This window comes from Candidatus Poriferisodalis sp., from assembly GCF_965203655.1.
In the GTDB taxonomy this organism is placed as follows: Bacteria; Actinomycetota; Acidimicrobiia; order Acidimicrobiales; family Poriferisodalaceae; genus Poriferisodalis.
In genome coordinates this window covers 111,797-128,149 of record NZ_CBDBDD010000008.1, presented here as the reverse complement: position 1 = coordinate 128,149, position 16,353 = coordinate 111,797, and the positions used below count along the sequence as shown (strand labels likewise).

At 67.3% G+C, this 16,353-nt stretch carries 14 protein-coding genes; 5 read left to right on the top strand and 9 right to left on the bottom strand.

The genetic code is table 11. The annotated features are described in order from the left end of the window. Nucleotides 1-3: 3 nt before the first annotated feature. The gene (gene gatC, locus ACOGW9_RS09220; RefSeq protein WP_419910510.1) at nucleotides 4-312 is read right to left on the bottom strand and encodes an Asp-tRNA(Asn)/Glu-tRNA(Gln) amidotransferase subunit GatC; all 309 of its coding nucleotides are present in this window, start codon (nucleotides 310-312) and stop codon (nucleotides 4-6) included. 27 nt (nucleotides 313-339) lie between these two features. Further along, nucleotides 340-1,248, bottom strand: coding sequence for a hypothetical protein (locus tag ACOGW9_RS09215; RefSeq protein WP_419910508.1), 909 nt, complete (start codon nucleotides 1,246-1,248; stop codon nucleotides 340-342). 145 nt (nucleotides 1,249-1,393) lie between these two features. Here ACOGW9_RS09215 and ligA point away from each other — a divergent pair, with 145 nt between their 5' ends. Continuing rightward, nucleotides 1,394-3,703, top strand: coding sequence for an NAD-dependent DNA ligase LigA (gene ligA / locus ACOGW9_RS09210; protein ID WP_419910506.1), 2,310 nt, complete (start codon nucleotides 1,394-1,396; stop codon nucleotides 3,701-3,703). Between the two features lie 76 nt (nucleotides 3,704-3,779). On the opposite strand, the gene ACOGW9_RS09205 is transcribed toward ligA, so the two are convergent. Then, entirely contained in the window at nucleotides 3,780-4,757 is a 978-nt protein-coding gene (locus ACOGW9_RS09205; RefSeq protein WP_419910504.1) for a DUF4928 family protein, read from the bottom strand. Beyond that, on the bottom strand, nucleotides 4,754-5,896 hold the full coding sequence (locus tag ACOGW9_RS09200) for a DNA cytosine methyltransferase (RefSeq protein WP_419910502.1): 1,143 nt from the start codon (nucleotides 5,894-5,896) through the stop codon (nucleotides 4,754-4,756). The genes ACOGW9_RS09205 and ACOGW9_RS09200 overlap by 4 nt, the downstream gene beginning before the upstream one ends. Before the next feature lie 89 nt (nucleotides 5,897-5,985). On the opposite strand from ACOGW9_RS09200, the gene ACOGW9_RS09195 reads away from it, so the two are divergent. After that, nucleotides 5,986-6,783: a class I SAM-dependent methyltransferase gene (locus ACOGW9_RS09195; protein ID WP_419910500.1), complete on the top strand. Its 798-nt coding sequence runs from the start codon at nucleotides 5,986-5,988 to the stop codon at nucleotides 6,781-6,783. Between the two features lie 151 nt (nucleotides 6,784-6,934). Here the strand turns inward: ACOGW9_RS09195 and ACOGW9_RS09190 are convergent, their stop codons facing one another. From ACOGW9_RS09190 to ACOGW9_RS09180, 3 genes are read right to left on the bottom strand one after another with little or no spacing between them, the layout of a single operon-like run. Further along, nucleotides 6,935-7,390 (bottom strand): hypothetical protein, encoded by a 456-nt coding sequence (locus ACOGW9_RS09190; protein ID WP_419910498.1) that lies wholly within the window; start codon nucleotides 7,388-7,390, stop codon nucleotides 6,935-6,937. Then, nucleotides 7,387-8,487: a tRNA 2-thiouridine(34) synthase MnmA gene (gene mnmA, locus ACOGW9_RS09185; protein ID WP_419910496.1), complete on the bottom strand. Its 1,101-nt coding sequence runs from the start codon at nucleotides 8,485-8,487 to the stop codon at nucleotides 7,387-7,389. Before mnmA ends, ACOGW9_RS09190 begins: the two co-directional genes overlap by 4 nt. Further along, nucleotides 8,484-9,671, bottom strand: a complete 1,188-nt coding sequence (locus ACOGW9_RS09180) for a cysteine desulfurase family protein (RefSeq protein WP_419910494.1) — start codon at nucleotides 9,669-9,671, stop codon at nucleotides 8,484-8,486. The genes mnmA and ACOGW9_RS09180 overlap by 4 nt, the downstream gene beginning before the upstream one ends. Nucleotides 9,672-9,973: 302 nt before the next feature. Here ACOGW9_RS09180 and ACOGW9_RS09175 point away from each other — a divergent pair, with 302 nt between their 5' ends. Both ACOGW9_RS09175 and ACOGW9_RS09170 read left to right on the top strand, forming a co-directional pair. Beyond that, nucleotides 9,974-10,963, top strand: coding sequence for a LysR substrate-binding domain-containing protein (locus ACOGW9_RS09175; RefSeq protein ID WP_419910492.1), 990 nt, complete (start codon nucleotides 9,974-9,976; stop codon nucleotides 10,961-10,963). Nucleotides 10,964-11,052: 89 nt separating this feature from the next. Then, nucleotides 11,053-12,210, top strand: coding sequence for an SRPBCC family protein (locus tag ACOGW9_RS09170; protein ID WP_419910490.1), 1,158 nt, complete (start codon nucleotides 11,053-11,055; stop codon nucleotides 12,208-12,210). A 69-nt stretch (nucleotides 12,211-12,279) separates the two neighbouring features. Here the strand turns inward: ACOGW9_RS09170 and meaB are convergent, their stop codons facing one another. Together meaB and ACOGW9_RS09160 are read right to left on the bottom strand one after the other, a co-directional pair. After that, complete coding sequence (gene meaB / locus ACOGW9_RS09165; RefSeq protein WP_419910488.1) at nucleotides 12,280-13,245, bottom strand: methylmalonyl Co-A mutase-associated GTPase MeaB; 966 nt, start codon at nucleotides 13,243-13,245, stop codon at nucleotides 12,280-12,282. 42 nt (nucleotides 13,246-13,287) lie between these two features. Then, nucleotides 13,288-14,637, bottom strand: coding sequence for a UDP-N-acetylglucosamine 1-carboxyvinyltransferase (locus ACOGW9_RS09160; RefSeq protein WP_419910486.1), 1,350 nt, complete (start codon nucleotides 14,635-14,637; stop codon nucleotides 13,288-13,290). A 93-nt stretch (nucleotides 14,638-14,730) separates the two neighbouring features. On the opposite strand from ACOGW9_RS09160, the gene ACOGW9_RS09155 reads away from it, so the two are divergent. Further along, nucleotides 14,731-16,317: an MFS transporter gene (locus ACOGW9_RS09155; protein ID WP_419910484.1), complete on the top strand. Its 1,587-nt coding sequence runs from the start codon at nucleotides 14,731-14,733 to the stop codon at nucleotides 16,315-16,317. The last annotated feature ends 36 nt before the right edge of the window (nucleotides 16,318-16,353 follow it).

Here is a 16,353-nt window from a genome sequence, read left to right as displayed (position 1 = left end):
GGTTCAGGCTTCCTCGCCGAGCACCGGCGGCACTTCGAACTGCCCGCCGGATGCGGCGGGCGCTTGGGACAGCACCTCGTCCCGATCCACCGGCGAACCCGCGACATCGTCACGGAACACGTTGCGCAGCGGGTAGGGGTGCGCGAGCGGCGGCACATCGGCGAGATCCAGATCTTCCAGCTCACGGGCATGCTCGAGCACACGTCCCAGGTGGCCCGCGTAGTGCTCGATCTCGTCCGGCGTGAGCTCGATCCGGGCCAGCCGCGCGACATGTGCCACCTGATCCGTGCTGATCGCCGCCGCTTCTCCCATAACTGCGGTGAGGGTACTGGCGCAGTCTCAGCGGGGAATTCGCCGCTGGGCAGCCTCAGCCAGCATCTCGCCTGGGCGGGTGGGGCTGAACAGCACGCGCGACACAGCCTGCACCTGCGCGGTGCCGGACGTGCGCGGCACGACTTCGACGTCCACGCTCAGCTCGGCCAGCAGCACGGGGCCGAGGGCGTTGCCGCTGATGTCCACCAGGTCGGGCGCTTCGAGATCAATATCCGCCGGCGCGGGACCGAGGGCCGCCACATCGGCGCGGCGCAGCAGGAACGGCTCGCGTGTTGCCATCTGGTCGTGCAGAACGAAACCGTTGGGGACGAACACCACCCAGCGGCGTGACAGTTGGTAGAGCGATCTGAAGCCCAGCGCCGCGGCGGCAAGTCCTGTGATCGTGGTCACCACGGCCCAGATCCACTGGCCTCGAGCCCACAGCACCAGCGGCACCCCCACGCCGACGACGACGACTGCCCACACCAGCGGGACGGGCGCGACAGCCAGCAGGAACGGCGGCCGCAACAACATCCGCCGCTCGTTGCCATAGCTGAGTCCATCCACCATGGAATTGCCGGTCTCGGGCAGCAACGCCACCGCTGCGGCGATGACGGCTCCCGCAATCGCCGTTGCGGCACGCGGCGCGGCCAGGTCGGCATTCCACGCCGCGGCGGCTACCACCGAGGCGATCGCCACCCCGACAGCGGCAGGTGCAGCGATCCGCACCACAGTCAGCGCCCACGGCCGCCGCACAAGCGTGGCCGTCAGCACCACTCCCCACGCGCCCCACAGCTCAGCGCTCAAGATCCGGGTGGTGTCGGGCGAGCAGGCACTGAGCGCGTCCGCCGCGGCAGCCCCCACGCTCCACGGCGCAATCAGCCACAGCAACCGCAACAGCCACAGAGTCGGGTGCGCTCGCAGCGTTGTTCCCACGGGCAGAGTCTCGCCGCGCGGAGCAGGCAAACGGGGATTGGTTGCCGCGCATCGATCGCAGGCCCTTGCCATTTCGCTCGACGGCTTGTTGCGGAAGCGACGGCGCGAACCCGTGGTGTCGCACCCGCTCAGTAGCGTCGCGCTTGTGGATTCAACAGCCGCGGGCGGTGCCGAGGCTGCGACGACCGCTGCTGTCGACGGCGACGTCGATGCAGCGGAACGCCGGCAGAGCGATCTCGACCGCATGCGGCACTTGGCGAGCCTGGTCAACCGCTACGACGTGGAGTACCACCGCGATGACGCGCCGTCGGTGCCCGACGGGGAGTACGACGCCCGCAAGCGCGAGCTCATCGAGCTCGAAGCGCGCTATCCCGACTTTGCGGATCCGAATTCGCCCAGCCAGCGTGTCGGAGCTGAACTGTCGGCACTCTTCGGCGAGGTCGTCCATGCCCGGCCGATGACGTCGCTCGACAACGCCATGGATTTTGGCGAGCTGCGTGCGTGGCATGGCCGCGTCATGCGCGGTCTCGCTGCGACGCAGCGGACGCTCTTCGACGACGCGGACACCGACGGGGCCGACAACGGGGGCACCGAGTCAAGCGTGCCCGAACCGGAGTTGATCTGCGAGCTCAAGTTCGACGGGCTGGCCGTCTCGCTCCGGTACGAGCAGGGACGCCTCGTCCAGGCGGCGACACGCGGAAACGGGCGTGTCGGCGAGGACGTCACTGCGAACGTCGTGACCATCGCGGACATCCCCCGGGAACTGAACAGGGAATCGCCGGTGCCCGAGGCCATCGAGGTGCGCGGCGAGATCTTCCTGCCGCTGGACAGATTCCGCGAGTTGAACGAGTCGCAGGCCGAGGCTCGCCACGCGCTCGCCGCGGCCGTGGACGACGCCAAGCAACAGATCGCCGCGGCACCCGACGACATGCCGGCGGGCGAGCGGCGGAAGCTCGAATCGCTGGCCAAGCTCACGCCGGTCGATGTGCAGCGCCGCCATCCCGACTACGCCAATGCCCGGAACACGGCTGCCGGCAGCCTGCGCCAGAAGGATCCCTCGATCGTCGCGACGCGTGGCCTGTCGTTCTGGAGTTACGACGTCGGCGGGTTGGCCGGCGGGCCCGATCTCAGCGACGCCGGCAAGGTTTTCGCGTACTTGGGCGAGCTCGGCATGCCGGTCAACCCCGAAATCCGGACCTTCGGCACGCTCGCCGAAGTCGAGGACTTCTGCAGGCAGTGGGAGCGCGACCGCCACAAGCCCGCCTACGAGATCGACGGGGTCGTGGTGAAGGTGGCCGACCTCGAACTCCGGTCACAGCTGGGCTACACCAGCCGTGCGCCGCGGTGGGCGGTGGCCTACAAGTTCCCCCCGGAGGAACGCACGACCAAGCTGCGCAGCATCATGGTCTCGATCGGGCGCACCGGTCGCGCCACGCCGTTCGCCTACATGGAGCCCGTCTTCGTCGGCGGATCGACGGTGTCGCTGGCCACACTGCACAACCAGGATCAGGTCGCCGCCAAGGACGTGCGCCCGGGCGACACCGTGATCGTGCGCAAAGCCGGCGATGTCATTCCCGAGGTGGTCGGCCCCGTGCTCGCCGAGCGCCCTGTTGGCTCCGAACCGTGGAAGTTCCCCGAGAGATGTCCGTCATGCGGCAGCCCGTTGAAGCGCAGCGAGGGCGACGCCAACACGTACTGCCGCAACCGCGCCTGCCGCGATCGGGTGATCCAAGGCATCGGGCACTTCGTGGGCCGCGGTGCGCTCGACATCGAAGGTCTCGGCGAACAGACCGTCGTGACGCTCTACGAGCGAGGCCTCGTCACCGACCCGGCCGACCTCTTCGGCTTGAGCGCCAATGACCTCATCGGACTCGAGGGATTCGCCGAGAAGTCGGCCAACAGTCTTGTAGCCGAGATCAACGCCGCTCGAGATTCGCCACTGGCCCGGTTGCTCATCGGCCTCGGCATCGAACACCTCGGTCCAACGGCATCGGAGCTGTTGGCGCGACGATTCGGCTCACTGGATGACGTGATGACGGCCGGCGACGAGCAGCTCGCGGCCATCGACGGCATCGGACCCATCATTGCCGCCAGCGTCCGCAGCTATTTCGACGACGTCGACAACGCCGCTCTGGTCCAGCGCCTGCGGGATGCGCAGGTGTGCTTCGACCGAGTCGACGGCGAACTCGACGCGCCGCAGGTGCTCGCTGGCAAGTCCGTCGTGGTGACGGGGAATCTCGACGGTTGGCACCTCAGCCGCGATGAGGCCAAAGCCGCCATCAAGGCACGAGGCGGCAAGAGCCCGGGCAGCGTCAACAAGAGCACCTTCGCACTCATCGCCGGAGCAGGTGCCGGGCAGGCCAAGCTCGACAAAGCCGCCGAATTCGGCGTCCCAGTCCTCGACGACAACGGCCTGCGCAACCTGCTCGACTCCGGAGAACTCGCGACCGGCTAGGCACCCCGGCAACGGAGGGTTCCGGGATTGTGGAATGACGCAGCGAGTCACGCCTGATCGGCGCTGCGCGGATCACTCAGCGAAGGTTGTCGGGGATCTCTACTTGTAGCGACGGATCGGGTTCTGCCGCAGCGACTCGCGCGTTGTAGGTGTCAAGTAGTTCTCGCAGGTGCGTCGCCATCTGGTGACGCTGGTGCCGGGCCGGGATGTCCACCGCGTCAGCGACGAACTCAGCCACGTCTCGCACCGAGATGAGGTCGGCAATGTCGAAGTTGCCCGCGAGCCCCTCGGCGGCAGCGATGCGATCTCTGAGGGTCAGCACGATCGGGAAGACATCGAGCGAGAGGTTCTGGACGCACTTGCGCAGCAGGGCTTCGCCGGGTGCGGTCGTCACATGGAACGCAGCATCGTAGACAACGAAGTCGCCGATGCGGCCGGTCTGCTCATCGGCTGTGGTGTAGGAATGGTTGTCGACTTCCGTGTCGGGATAGTGCAGGCACAATGCTGCACCCACGACATGCTGCGCCACAGCACCGGTGGCGTTACCCCCACGAACACTGGCGGCGTCGAGCAGCTGGCGGATCACCGTGCTAGTCGGTTCATGACTCCGGTATTCGATTCGCAATCGCTGCTTGTCGAAGAAGTCAACCTGGATGCGATCGACCATCGCGGCCTGCAATGTCTCGATGATCTCCGCTCGCACATCGGGATCTATTGCAGCGAACGCGTCGGCGGCTGTCGAGGAGTTGACGGCAGCTTGGAAGCCGCGCGCGAGTTCCTGGCTGCCTCGGCTGGTCCTACCACCCTCGCTTGCCAGTGGGCGCTCCTCGCCATGACGAGCCAGAATCTTGTTGATTCTCGAACCGCCAAGCAGTCGGACTTGCGACCCGCTGAACCACTGGGCTTCGTCGAGTGGGAAGTGGGCGCTCATGTGCTCGCACATGATGAGGCCGACCGTCATCACATTGCGGTTGACGCCCGTCTCGGTGCGTTGCGTCTCGTACCAGTCATCGATGGCACCGTCGAGGGCCGCGGCGATCTCGCCAGCAGTCATGCTGCCGCGTGGGTGGCGACGGTAGACACCTCCAGCGCGGGCTTCACGAAGCTCTCGACGAGCCAGGTAATGACGGGGACGGTGACAGCGTCACCGAAACCGAACAGCGCTTGTGATTCGGTCACCGGCGAGATGTCGAAGTCGTTGGGAACGCCTTGAAGCCGCCCGCACTCGCGGGCTGTCATCCACCGCACACGATGACAGCCCTCACTGATCTCCACGAGCGCCTGACGCGACGAGCCACCCCTCGCGGTTCTCAGGCAGCCCGCGATCTCATCGCCGCGCACCTCCCAGACAGCTCGACCGCCACGGGTCCGGCGGTACGCAGTCCGCCACGCCGTGACGTTCTGATCACTCAACTCGGCAATGCGGGCCGCGTGCCGGTCCGGCAGAGTGCTGTCGAACCCCACAAGCCGCTTCGCGTCCCACCAGCGTTCGTCCTCAGGCGCAAGTCGCTCGACAACATCGCCAAGCAGTGGATCGGCTGAAGGAGGTCGGCCAATCATTCGCCGGGTGAGGTCGAGGCCCGAGGCTCGTGCGAGGAATCGTCTGAGCGGTGCAGGACGAAGAGCATCAGCGTCGGACACCCCGCCGTCCACTAGCGACAATGAGGGCGGATTCGTTGCCTGATCAGCACCGAGCAGGCCGAACACGAAGAGCCGGCTGCGCGACTGCGGCACGAACCAGCGCGAATCGACAACAGCGAGATCGCAGGCGTAGCCCAACCTGTTGAGCGCCGCTAGCGCATCTCGCAGATCGCGGCCTCCACGTGACGAGACAAACGACGGAACGTTCTCGATGAGCACCGCTGCCGGGCGCCGGGCACCCATCTCGTCCAGAACGCGCACGAACTCGAAGAACAGGCCCGACTGCTCCCCCGCCAGGCCGCGCCGGTGACCGGCCAACGACAGGTCGATGCACGGAAAGCTCGCCGTCGCAAGATCAACGCTCGGCACGTCATCGCCGCAAATGTCACGCACATCGGAGACGCTGTAGTCATCGCCGAAGTTGGCGGCATAGACCGCGTGCTTCACCTTCGAGATGTCATTCGCCCAGACCACATCGAACCCAGCCGCCTCGACACCGGCGCGCACCAGCCCGATACCGGCGAAGAACTCGGCAACCGACAGCTTTGACATCGACTCGGACAGTACTGCCGAGGTGCGACATCGTCGCGGACGGCCCACGCAGTCGCTTGCCGTTGCAGTGCGCGGGGCATGCTGAAGCAGTGACGAGGCCCGCAAAGACCGACAGCACGCAGGCGTTCAGCGAGCTTGCGGAGGCATACAGCAGGGCTCGACCCCAGTACCCCGACCTGCTGTGGAGCACCCTGCGAGAAAGACTCGATCATCACCCCGTGCCCCACTCGGCGATCGATGTCGGCTCGGGCACCGGCATTGCTACGCGGCAACTCGCACGCGCGCTACCCGGATGGCGCGTCGTGGGCGTCGAGCCGGGCGAAGCGATGCGCGCTGCGGCCGCCAGGGACAGCAGCGACACAGCCATCGAATTCCGCTTCGGCACCGCAGAGGACATGCCCCTCAAGACGTCCTCGGCCGGTCTCGTCCTGGCGGCCCAAGCCCTGCACTGGTTCAACCACGCTTGCTTCTATGCCGAGGCTCACCGGGTGCTGGCACCAAGAGGCCTGATCGGGATCATGCAGAACGACCGTGCCCTGGCGCTCTCGCCCTTCTTGGAGGACTACGAATCGTTCCTCGAAGAGCACAGCCCGGGTTACACGCGTGACTACCGCGACTTCGACATCGTCAGCGAACTCTCGGACGCAGGCTTCAGCGAAGTGTCGAGGTTGTCTACCGCATGGACCCGGTCGCTGTCCCACGATCTGTTCGTCGACTTGGCTCTGTCTTCGTCCAAGATGCATGCGGCTGCCCAGCAGCTCGGCGAGGCCGAGACGGCACGACGACTGCAAGCGCTGCTCAATCGGCACCACCCCTCAGGCGAACTAGGTATCCCCTACGTGTCCGAACTCTTCATAGGCCGACATCACCTAGGCCGCCACGACTGAGCGTCGCGGTCGCCAACAGTGTGCTCACGAACATGCTGCGGCTGCTCGACCAATGCCCTCTTGCCGTCGGCGGCGTTGTACAGACTGTGATGTTCGCAATGTACGTTTTGTGATGAATTGGCTCGCCGATTTGTGATTGCGAGCATCGAGGTCAGAACGTGGTGAAGCACCATTCGTAGGTGAAGTCGGCCGCTTCGATGTCGATGGTGGGGGTTGCGATGAGGCGAGCGCACGACCGCCCGCTGCGCAGCTTCTCGATGACCTTGTCGTCGCCCGGCGAATAGAAGTACTCGCCGAGCTGGATGATGCCTGCGTCGAGCTCGCTGGCAGGAATGGTGGTGCCGTTGATGACGAGCGTCAGTTTCCAACCGGCTTCGAGCCGGGCACCGATGGGACTCTGGTGCGGCACCTGAGCGCCGGGCACCGGCGTGACTGCCTGCAAGCCGCTCGGGTAGGCCGGTGCGGGCTCGCCCCCGCGGGTCAGCCACACCGCCAGAACGACGGCTGCAGCGGCAACAAGCGCACCGAGCGTGATGGTCGTGGAGACGCCTTTGCGCAGTGCCCAGGGCACGCGCGGCTGGCCGTCAGCGGACTCGTCGCGGCTCATGTGAGATGTCCGGCAGCGGTCGCGCCGCCGAGCACCTCGTCACCCTCATAGAAGACGACAGCCTGGCCGGCCGCGACGCGGCGCTGGGGCTCCACCCAACGCAATTGGCCCCCGGCATCGAGATACGTCGGCAACGCCGGACCGTGGGCGCTCGTCTGGGCCAGGACGTCGCCTTCGACTGTGTCGCCGGCCCAGCGATGATCGACCAGCCGTACGCCCGGTGCCGACAGCTCGGAGGCCTCGCCGACAGTGACACGACGAGCGGCGATGTCTACGTCGATGGCGTAGCGCCGCTGCGGTGCACCGCCGAGGTCTAGGCCCTTGCGTTGACCCACCGTCACCAGCTCTACCGCCGGTGCCGCGCCCACGTACCGGCCGGCAGTGTCGACCAGCTCCGCCGGATGCAGGTCGATGCGCTCAGCCAGGAAGCGCTCCCTGCCCGCGTCGGCGGTGATGAAGCAGACGTCCTGGCTCTCGGCCTTGTCCGCCGTGCGCAGGCCGAGATCGGCAGCAAGCGCGCGCAGTTCATCCTTGCGGTAGTCGCCGACCGGAAACCACAGGTCCGCTAGGTCGGCTTCGGAGAGCATGTACAGCACGTACGACTGGTCTTTCGCGCTGTCGGCGCCACGCTGCAGCCGTCGCCTGCCGCTCAGTGAGCTGATGCGAACGTGATGACCGGTGACCAGGCGATCGAAGCCCAGGCGGCGGGCACGGTCCAGCAGCACGTCGAACTTGACGTGCCGGTTGCAGGCAATGCACGGGTTGGGCGTACGGCCCCGCCGGTGTGCGTCGACGTACGGCTCGACCACATCGCGCTCGAACTCGGCCGCATAGTTGAAGACGAAATGGTCGATGCCGAGCTGCTGGCACACCCGTCGGGCATCGTCCACGTCGGAGACCGCGCAGCAGCCCTGGTCCTGCGGGCCGCCCCACAGCTTCAGGGTGACGCCGACCACGTCGTGCCCAGCGCGCAAGCACAACGCCGCAGCGACCGAGCTGTCGACACCGCCCGACATCGCGACGAGCACCCTGCTCCCTGCAACGGCACCATGCCGCTCGGGGCTGGTTTCCGTGGCGTCATGCCGCTCGGGAGTCATCGCAGCTGCTCCACGCAGTTGGGGATGGCGTCGATGGCTCGCTCGATCTCCCACGGTTCGGTGCACCAGCCCAGCGACAGGCGGAGCGAACCGGCTGCGGCGTGACGCTCAACCCCCATCGCCGCGAGCACATGGCTCGGCTCCATGGCACCCGACGCGCACGAGGCCGCCGCCGATGCCATGACATCGAAGCGGTCGAGCAACACCAGCAGCGCCTCGGTCTCGATGCCGTCGATGAGCAGCTGGCAGATGCCCGCAGCTCGCCGAGACCGCTCGACCGTCTCAGTGCACCCGTCGATCGAAGTCAGCAGGCCGTCGGCCAACCGGTCCGCCAAGTCCCTGATCCGGCAGATGTCCTCGCTGCGAGTCTCGTGCAGCTCGCCGAGCGCGGCGCCGAGCGCGGCGATCCCGGCGGTGTTGTGCGTGCCGCTGCGCCGATCGGCCTCCTGTCCGCCGCCGAGCTGCTGCGCCGACAGCGTCACGTCAGGCCGGATCGCAAGCACCCCCACGCCCTTCGGCCCACCGAACTTGTGGCCGCTCAACGACAGCAGATCTGCCGGATGCGCTGCCTCGGCCATATCGACCCAGTTGACCCCTTGCACCGCGTCGGTGTGCAGCCGCGCCTCGGGGGCATGGCGCCTTACCACGTCGGCCACGGCCTCAAGATCGGCAATGACGCCCGACTCGTTGTTGACCAGCATCACCGACACCAACCCCACAGGCGGGCCCGCATCGGGCGCCAACTGTGCGCGCAGGTGGTCGAGGTCGACCTCGCCGCCGGCGTCGACCTGCACATACCGGCCGCCGACCGCTTCGACGGGGTGGAGCACCGCATGGTGTTCGGTCGCTGGGCACAGCGCCGTCGTGCCTGTTGCGGAGGTGACGCCGTGCACCGCGAGATTGTCTGCTTCAGTCCCGCCGCTGGTGAACACGACGCCGTGCGGGTCGAAGCCGAGCGACCCAGCGACGATCTCACGCGCGTCATCGATGGCCGCCCGCGACCTGCGCGCCATGCGGTGCGCGCCCGAGGGATTGGCGAACTGGTGCTCGAAGAACGGCACCATGGCCTCGATGGCGCATGGCCGCATCGGCGTCGACGCAGCGCAGTCGAGATACGCGGGACGCTGGGATTGATCACGCTGAGCCTGCCGATGCTCGGCCGGCTGGTTCTGCACCGCGCTCATGCCGTGAGGTTACGGGTGTGGTCCTCGACCAGCCGCCCGCTGGAGTGAACGCGACGTTGCTCAAGCCAGCGATTCATGGACTCGGCCTATGCGACTCCTTAGGCACAAACGATTGATTTCTTCACGTTCGCGCGACCACGTGCAAGCGGAGTCAGGCGAAAATGCAAGTGGGGACAGATCGCACACGAGGACATGTGCAACTGCCGAATGCCGCCCGAGAGAAAGAGCTTCATGAACATCTCTGCATCGGTGAGCTGGCAGTTTCCCCCAGCGATGGCCAATGAAGGTTGCGTGAACGCTCCGTGAGCACACGTACCAACGTCGCCGTAGGCAGGCCGACGATACGCCAGCTGGAGTATCTGGTGGCCCTCGACGCCCATGGGCACATCGGGCGCGCGGCAGCCGCATGCTTCGTTTCCCAGCCAACGCTCAGCACGCAGATCCGGCAGCTCGAGCGCCATCTGGGCGTCACCATCACCGAGCGCGTGGGCCGCGGCATCGTCGTGACGCCTGCAGGCCGCGAACTCGCAGAACGCGCACGAGCGGTGCTGCGTGACACCGACGAGATGCTCGAATGGGGCCGCAGCAGCACGGACGGTCTGGGCGGACCATTGCGAATCGCAGCCATTCCGACGGCGGCGCCCTACTTGCTTGCCCGCATGCTTGCGGTGATCAACGAGCGACATCCAGAGGTGCTGCTGTGCCTTGACGAGCTCAGGGCCTCTGCGCTGGTCGAGGCACTGGTCGCAGCACAGCTTGACCTGGGTCTGATGGCGGAACCAGAGGCGCACGATGACCTCGCGCACACGATCATCCTCGAAGACCCGCTCCTGCTGGCAATGGCGCCCCAGCATCGACTGGCCCGCCAGCCTTCAGTGGCAATCGATGACCTCGCCGGCGAGACCGTGCTGCTGCTCGAGGACGGCCACTGCTTGCGCTGCCAAGTGCTCAAGGTGTGCCGGAGCGTCGGTGCCCGCGAGGTGAGCAAGGGCGGCACGAGCCTGGCGACGATCTGCCAGATGGTGGCCGCGGGGATGGGCGTGACACTGCTGCCCACGAGCGCCGCCCCCATCGAGGCCCGGCGAGGCACCGGAATCGTGGTGCGGCCGTTCAGCGACGTCACGGCGAAGCGACAGCTGGCGCTTGTTTGGCGACGTCGCTCGCCGGCTGCGCCCCTGTACCGGGAGCTGGCCGAACTCATCGCAGCGAGACTGGCAGATGCGAACTCCGGGTCGGCACCCTCGCCTGCGTCATCGAAACCCGACGTCGGCGACGCGACGGCCGCGGGGTGACATCGCCCGTTCTGGGTGCAACACTTGCCGGTCGCTGGAAACGAGCGTCGGCGTGACGCAGTGCACCAGCGATTCGAGACGCGATTCGCGTGCAAGCAGGCATCGACAAGGCAATCACCCCCATGGGCATCGAGGTCTCCATCGACATTCCGGCATCGCCGCAGGAAGTCTGGGATTACGTCGCAGACCTCGCGAGCAACGTCGAGTGGATGGCTGACGCTCAGTCGATCAACTTCACGTCTGCCCAGACCGAAGGCGTCGGCACGACGTTCGACTGTGTCACCAGGATCGGCCCGATGAAGACCACGGACAAGATCGAGGTCACCGAGTGGGACCCGCCGAACACGCTCGGCATCACCCATCAAGGTGCAGTGACGGGCACTGGCCGCTTCGCGCTCGAGCCCATCGAAGACGGCACCCGCTTCACCTGGAGCGAGGATCTGACGCTGCCGTGGTACTTCGGCTCGCGGATGGGCCAGCAACCCGCCTCCATGGTGCTTGAACGCGTCTGGCGCAAGAACCTGCGGAACCTGCGCGCACGGATGCTCGAACGTCAGCAGGGACCCACCGGTCACGAGCCCGGACCGCTGCTCGGGATGGGCCGCGACTCAGAGATGCGCGCCTACGGCCCGCACATCATTCGCATGAGCCTGCGCGGCAGAGACCTGAGCCATGAGGCCGAGGCGATGCGTCACGTGCGGGTCCACGGATTTCCCGCACCGGAGGTCATCGAGCAGCCCGACAACCACTCGGTGGTAATGGCGCGTCTGACCGGCCCAACAATGCTCGACGAGCTGGCGGCCAAGCCGTGGCTCCTGACACGCCACGTCAAGGGTCTGGCACGGCTGCACCGGCTGCTCGGCGACGTGCCGGCGCCGAAGGACTGGGTCAAAGTCTCGGGTGGTCATTCGGTGGTGCACCTGGACCTGCAGCCCGACAACGTCAAGCTCACGCCCGACGGCCCCGTCGTCATTGACTGGTCGAACGCCGCAGCCGGCGATGCCGCTTTCGATGCCGCGTCCACCTATGTCCGGCTGCGCACCGCCGCCCCAGACAATCACGCCGCCGCGCGCGCCGTGATCAACGCGTTCCGCACCCGCTTCGCCCGCGCGTTCCTCAAGGAATTCGGCGCCGACGAGATCCTCTCGCGCCTGAGGGCCGCAGCAGACCTGCGGCTCCTTGACCGCAACCTGCACCCCAACGAGCGTGAGGCCGTCTTTGCGCTCGCCCGCGGCGAACTCGACTGACGAGTTCGCCTGAGTCGTCCTGACTTGCCGGAGTCAGGAAACCATCTGCTGCAGTCCGTCGACTGCGTGTCAGCGATCCTGGTCGAGGAGCATCTCGGCGGCCGCGTAGGGGTCGATTTCTTGACGGGCGAGCTGCTGGCGCAGGCGCTCCGCAGCAGGCCCTTCGGTGAGGGTTGCCACGCGTTCGGCAATGGTGGCCCGCAACACTTCATCAAGCTCGGTCTGCACCCTGGCCGCACGGCGAGACTCGAGTTCGCCCGAGACCGTGCAGTGGTCGCGGTGCGCACAGATGGCATCCCACAACTCCGCGGCGCCCTCGCCGGTGGTGCCCACTGAGGTCAGGATCGGCGGGTCCCAGTCGCCGGGCGCAGACAGATCCAGCATCTGGCGGATGTCCCGGCACGTTTCCGATGTGCCGGGCCGATCGGCCTTGTTCACCACGAAGATGTCGGCGATCTCCATGAGACCGGCCTTGTTGGCCTGCACCGAGTCGCCCCAACCGGGGTTCACCACGACGACGGTGGTATCTGCCGCGCCCACGATCTCCGTCTCGATCTGGCCGACGCCGACCGTCTCGATCACCACCCAGGGCCAACCCAGTGCGTCCAGCACTCGTACCGCGAGCGGTGTCGCCAAGGTGAGTCCGCCCAAGTGGCCGCGCGTCGCCATCGAGCGGATGTAGACGTTGTCGTCGAAGGTGTGGTCGGACATGCGCACGCGGTCGCCCAGGATTGCGCCGCCGCTGAACGGCGACGACGGGTCAATCGCCAAGACCGCCAGCCGCTCGCCCCGCTCGCGTGCCACGCCGACGACGGCTGAGTTGAGCGTCGACTTGCCGGCCCCGGGCGCACCGGTGATGCCGACCGTGTGTGCGCTGCCTGACTGGGCGAACGTGAGCGCGCCCAGCGCACGCGCCTGCGAACCGCCGCGTTCGACCAACGACATCGCCCGCGCCAGGGCGCGGCGCTGTCCCGAGCGCGCAGCTTCCAGAAGCTCTGCAACATCAGCAGCGAGCGGATGGTCGGGTGATGTCATCGGCGCGCCGACAGTAGCGAGACGCGCCGGGAGCGGCACGTTTCAGCGACGCGTGATGATGGCGCCGAGACCGGCCAGCTTTCCCGTCAGATCGTCGTAACCGCGGTCGATATGGGTTGCTCCGGCCACCTCGGTCTCGCCTTCGGCAGCGAGACCCGCCACCACCAGCGCTGCACCAGCGCGGATGTCGTGCGCACGTACCGGCGCTCCCGAGAGGCGTTCGGCGCCGCGCACCACCGCGTGATGGCCTTCGGTGCGGATGTCGGCACCCATGCGCCGCAACTCGTCGATGTAGCGGAAGCGTCCGGTGAATATGTTCTCGGTGACGATCCCGACGCCGGAAGCCGTGGTGAGCATGGCCACCAGGAACGGCTTGTAGTCGGTGGCGAGGCCGGGGTACGGCAAGGTGGCCACGTCGGCAGATGTGAGACGCTGCGTTGCGGTCGCCCGGATGCCCTCGGCATCGGCGACGATGTGCATGCCCATCTCGGTCAGCTTGCGGATGAGCATGGTCATGTGGTCGCCCACGGCGTGGCGCAGGAATACGGATCCGCCGCACATGCCCACGGCGGCCAAATAGGTGGCAGTCTCGATGCGATCCGAGATCACCCGATAGCCGTCCCCGTCCGCAGGGGTGCCGCCGACTTCTGTGCGAGCCGACGTTCCGATGCCGCCGGCAGTGCTCCTGGGAGAACTCGCGTGCTGACCGGCGGGCGACAGTTGCTCGACTCCCTCAATCGCCAGACCATTCCCGGCCCATCTCGCCTTGGCGCCCATCTGGTTGAGAAAACTGACGAGATCGCCGATCTCGGGTTCTCGCGCGGGGTTCACAATGCGCGTACGGCCTTTGGCCCGCACTGCCGCCATCAGCACGTTCTCCGTCGCGCCCACCGACGGGTACTCCAGCACGATTTCGGCACCAGTGAGTGCTTCAGCCGTGCCGGAGATGTCGCCGTGCGACGTGCGGAAGGTGGCCCCCAGGCTCTCCAGCGCTCGCAGGTGCATGTCGATGGGCCGTGGGCCGAAGTCGTCACCGCCTGGCAGCGCCACGCGGGCGGCGCCGAAGCGCGCCAGCAGCGGGCCGAGCACCACGATGGAGGCGCGCATGCGCTCGACGAGGTGATACGGCGCCTCGGTGTTGATCTCGGCCGGCACGTCGATGACCAAACAGTGATCGGTGCGGGTGATGCTGACTCCCATGGCTTCGAGCAGTTCGCACATGACCGACACGTCGGAAATGTCGGGGACGTTTGCCAGAACATGCCGACCCTCGGCCAGCAGGCACGCCGCCATCAGCTTCAGCACGCTGTTCTTGGCCCCGCCGATGCACACCTCGCCGTCGAGGCCGCCGTTGCCCCGCACCACAATCACGTCACCAGCCGACTGAGCCATCGCATTAGCAGTACCACTGCTGCAGGCCTATGGCTAGGCCTATTGCATGGCGGTACCGGGTCACTCGCTGCCATATGTGCTAGGCCCGCCGCCGTGACCTGCCTCGTGCGCACGTTCGTGGCCGATGCCGACGAGGTGGATGCCCTGCTGCGTCCCCGCGACGACATTGTGGCCGAAATGCCGGCCGCCACGCTCAACGGCGGCCACCGCTTCGAGCTCGCAGAGGGGCCGTTCACCAGCTACTCGCGCGTGGTCGAGGTCTCGCCAACCGCGGAGCAATCGGCGGGCTGCACACATGGAGCAGCGGGTGACGTGATGCCCCGTTACGAGGTCACGGAGACAGTCGAGTGGCGCTTGGCGGTGCCGTGGTTCGGCCCGCTCTTCAACGTCGCTGTCCGGCGCGCGATGCGCACGGGACGCACCGGCGACGGCACCCAGCCTGTCTGGGCTCCTCCACGGCGGTTCACCCCACGTGCGGCCACCGTCATGGCCATGCTCGCCGCGACAGCGATGCTGAGCGGCTACCTGGCGAACGCACCCTCGGAGCTGCACACCTACGCCGCAGACGAATTCGGTGCGGATCAAGCCGCCCAGGGATTGCTAGGGGCCGTCGTGCGCATCGGGACGCTGCTGGCGATCGGCGTGTCGGTACTGGCGGACCGGCACGGGCGCCGGCGCGTCGTGGCGGGCGCCATGGGCATCGGCATCGTTGCTGCCGCGCTCGCAGCCCTGGCACCGAACATGGTGTGGCTGGGCGCGTTCCTGCTGATCGGTCGCACAGCCAATGCGGCGCTCGGTGCCACGGTCGTCGTGATGGCGCTGGAGGAGATCCCCGCCGGCTGCAGGGCGTGGTGCCTGTCGGTGCTGGCCATGTCGGCCGCGCTCGGCGCGGGCGTGGTGGTGTGGCTGCAAACAATCTCGGATCTTGCGCCGTGGGCATGGCGCCTGGTGTTTGCCTTCCCGCTCGTCGCGCTGGCAGCCGCTCGCCCGCTGCTCCGGCGGCTGCCGGAGAGTCGCCGGTTCGAGCGGCGGGGTCGGGGCGTGACATTGCGCGGCTACTGGCGGCCGATTGCGCTGCTGGGGGCCATCTATCTGGCATTCGGACTGTTCCTGGGCCCCATCGACTGGTTCCGCAACGAGTACCTGCGCGACGAGCACGGCTTCAGTGCCGGCTTGGTGTCGCTGTTCGTGCTGGGCACCGCGACGCCCGCCGGCCTCGCCGTTTACGCGGCAGGCAGGCTCGCCGATTCCCGGGGGCGACGCATCATCCTGGCCGTGGCCTCAGTGGCCGGGCTCGGCTCGCTGGTGGTGCTGTTCAACGTGTCCGGCGCCGCACTGTGGATCGCAGGCCTGGTCGGGGCGATGCTGTCGGCGGGACTGCTGCCAGCGCTCGGCGTGTACCGCGGCGAGCTGTTCCCGACTGCCCTGCGGGCACGCGCCGCGACGCTGACCGGTGCCATGGGCGTCGGTGGCGCGGCAGCAGGAATCTATTTCGCCGGCCGGCTGCGCACGGCGTGGGGCAGCTTCGGCGATGTGATCGCTCTGCTGTGGGTAGGGCCGCTGCTGGCGGTCGCCGTCGCCGTGTTGTGGCTGACCGAGCGCAGCGGGCAGGAACTCGAAGAGCTGCATCCCGCCGACGCCGCCGCAGATCCCGAGGGCCCGTGGTCACGCGGCCTGTGAACGATTCCGGTGAGACCGGGCCGGGACATGATGGGT

What these genes read in the sequence shown, in the direction of transcription:
- ACOGW9_RS09205 (WP_419910504.1), bottom strand. Translation starts at nt 4,757, where the DNA reads ATGACTGCTGGCGAGATCGCCGCGGCCCTCGACGGTGCCATCGATGAC.
- meaB (WP_419910488.1), bottom strand. Translation starts at nt 13,245, where the DNA reads ATGACATCACCCGACCATCCGCTCGCTGCTGATGTTGCAGAGCTTCTG.
- ACOGW9_RS09190 (WP_419910498.1), bottom strand. Translation starts at nt 7,390, where the DNA reads ATGAGCCGCGACGAGTCCGCTGACGGCCAGCCGCGCGTGCCCTGGGCA.
- ACOGW9_RS09180 (WP_419910494.1), bottom strand. Translation starts at nt 9,671, where the DNA reads ATGAGCGCGGTGCAGAACCAGCCGGCCGAGCATCGGCAGGCTCAGCGT.
- ACOGW9_RS09200 (WP_419910502.1), bottom strand. Translation starts at nt 5,896, where the DNA reads ATGTCAAAGCTGTCGGTTGCCGAGTTCTTCGCCGGTATCGGGCTGGTG.
- gatC (WP_419910510.1), bottom strand. Translation starts at nt 312, where the DNA reads ATGGGAGAAGCGGCGGCGATCAGCACGGATCAGGTGGCACATGTCGCG.
- mnmA (WP_419910496.1), bottom strand. Translation starts at nt 8,487, where the DNA reads ATGACTCCCGAGCGGCATGACGCCACGGAAACCAGCCCCGAGCGGCAT.
- ACOGW9_RS09160 (WP_419910486.1), bottom strand. Translation starts at nt 14,637, where the DNA reads ATGGCTCAGTCGGCTGGTGACGTGATTGTGGTGCGGGGCAACGGCGGC.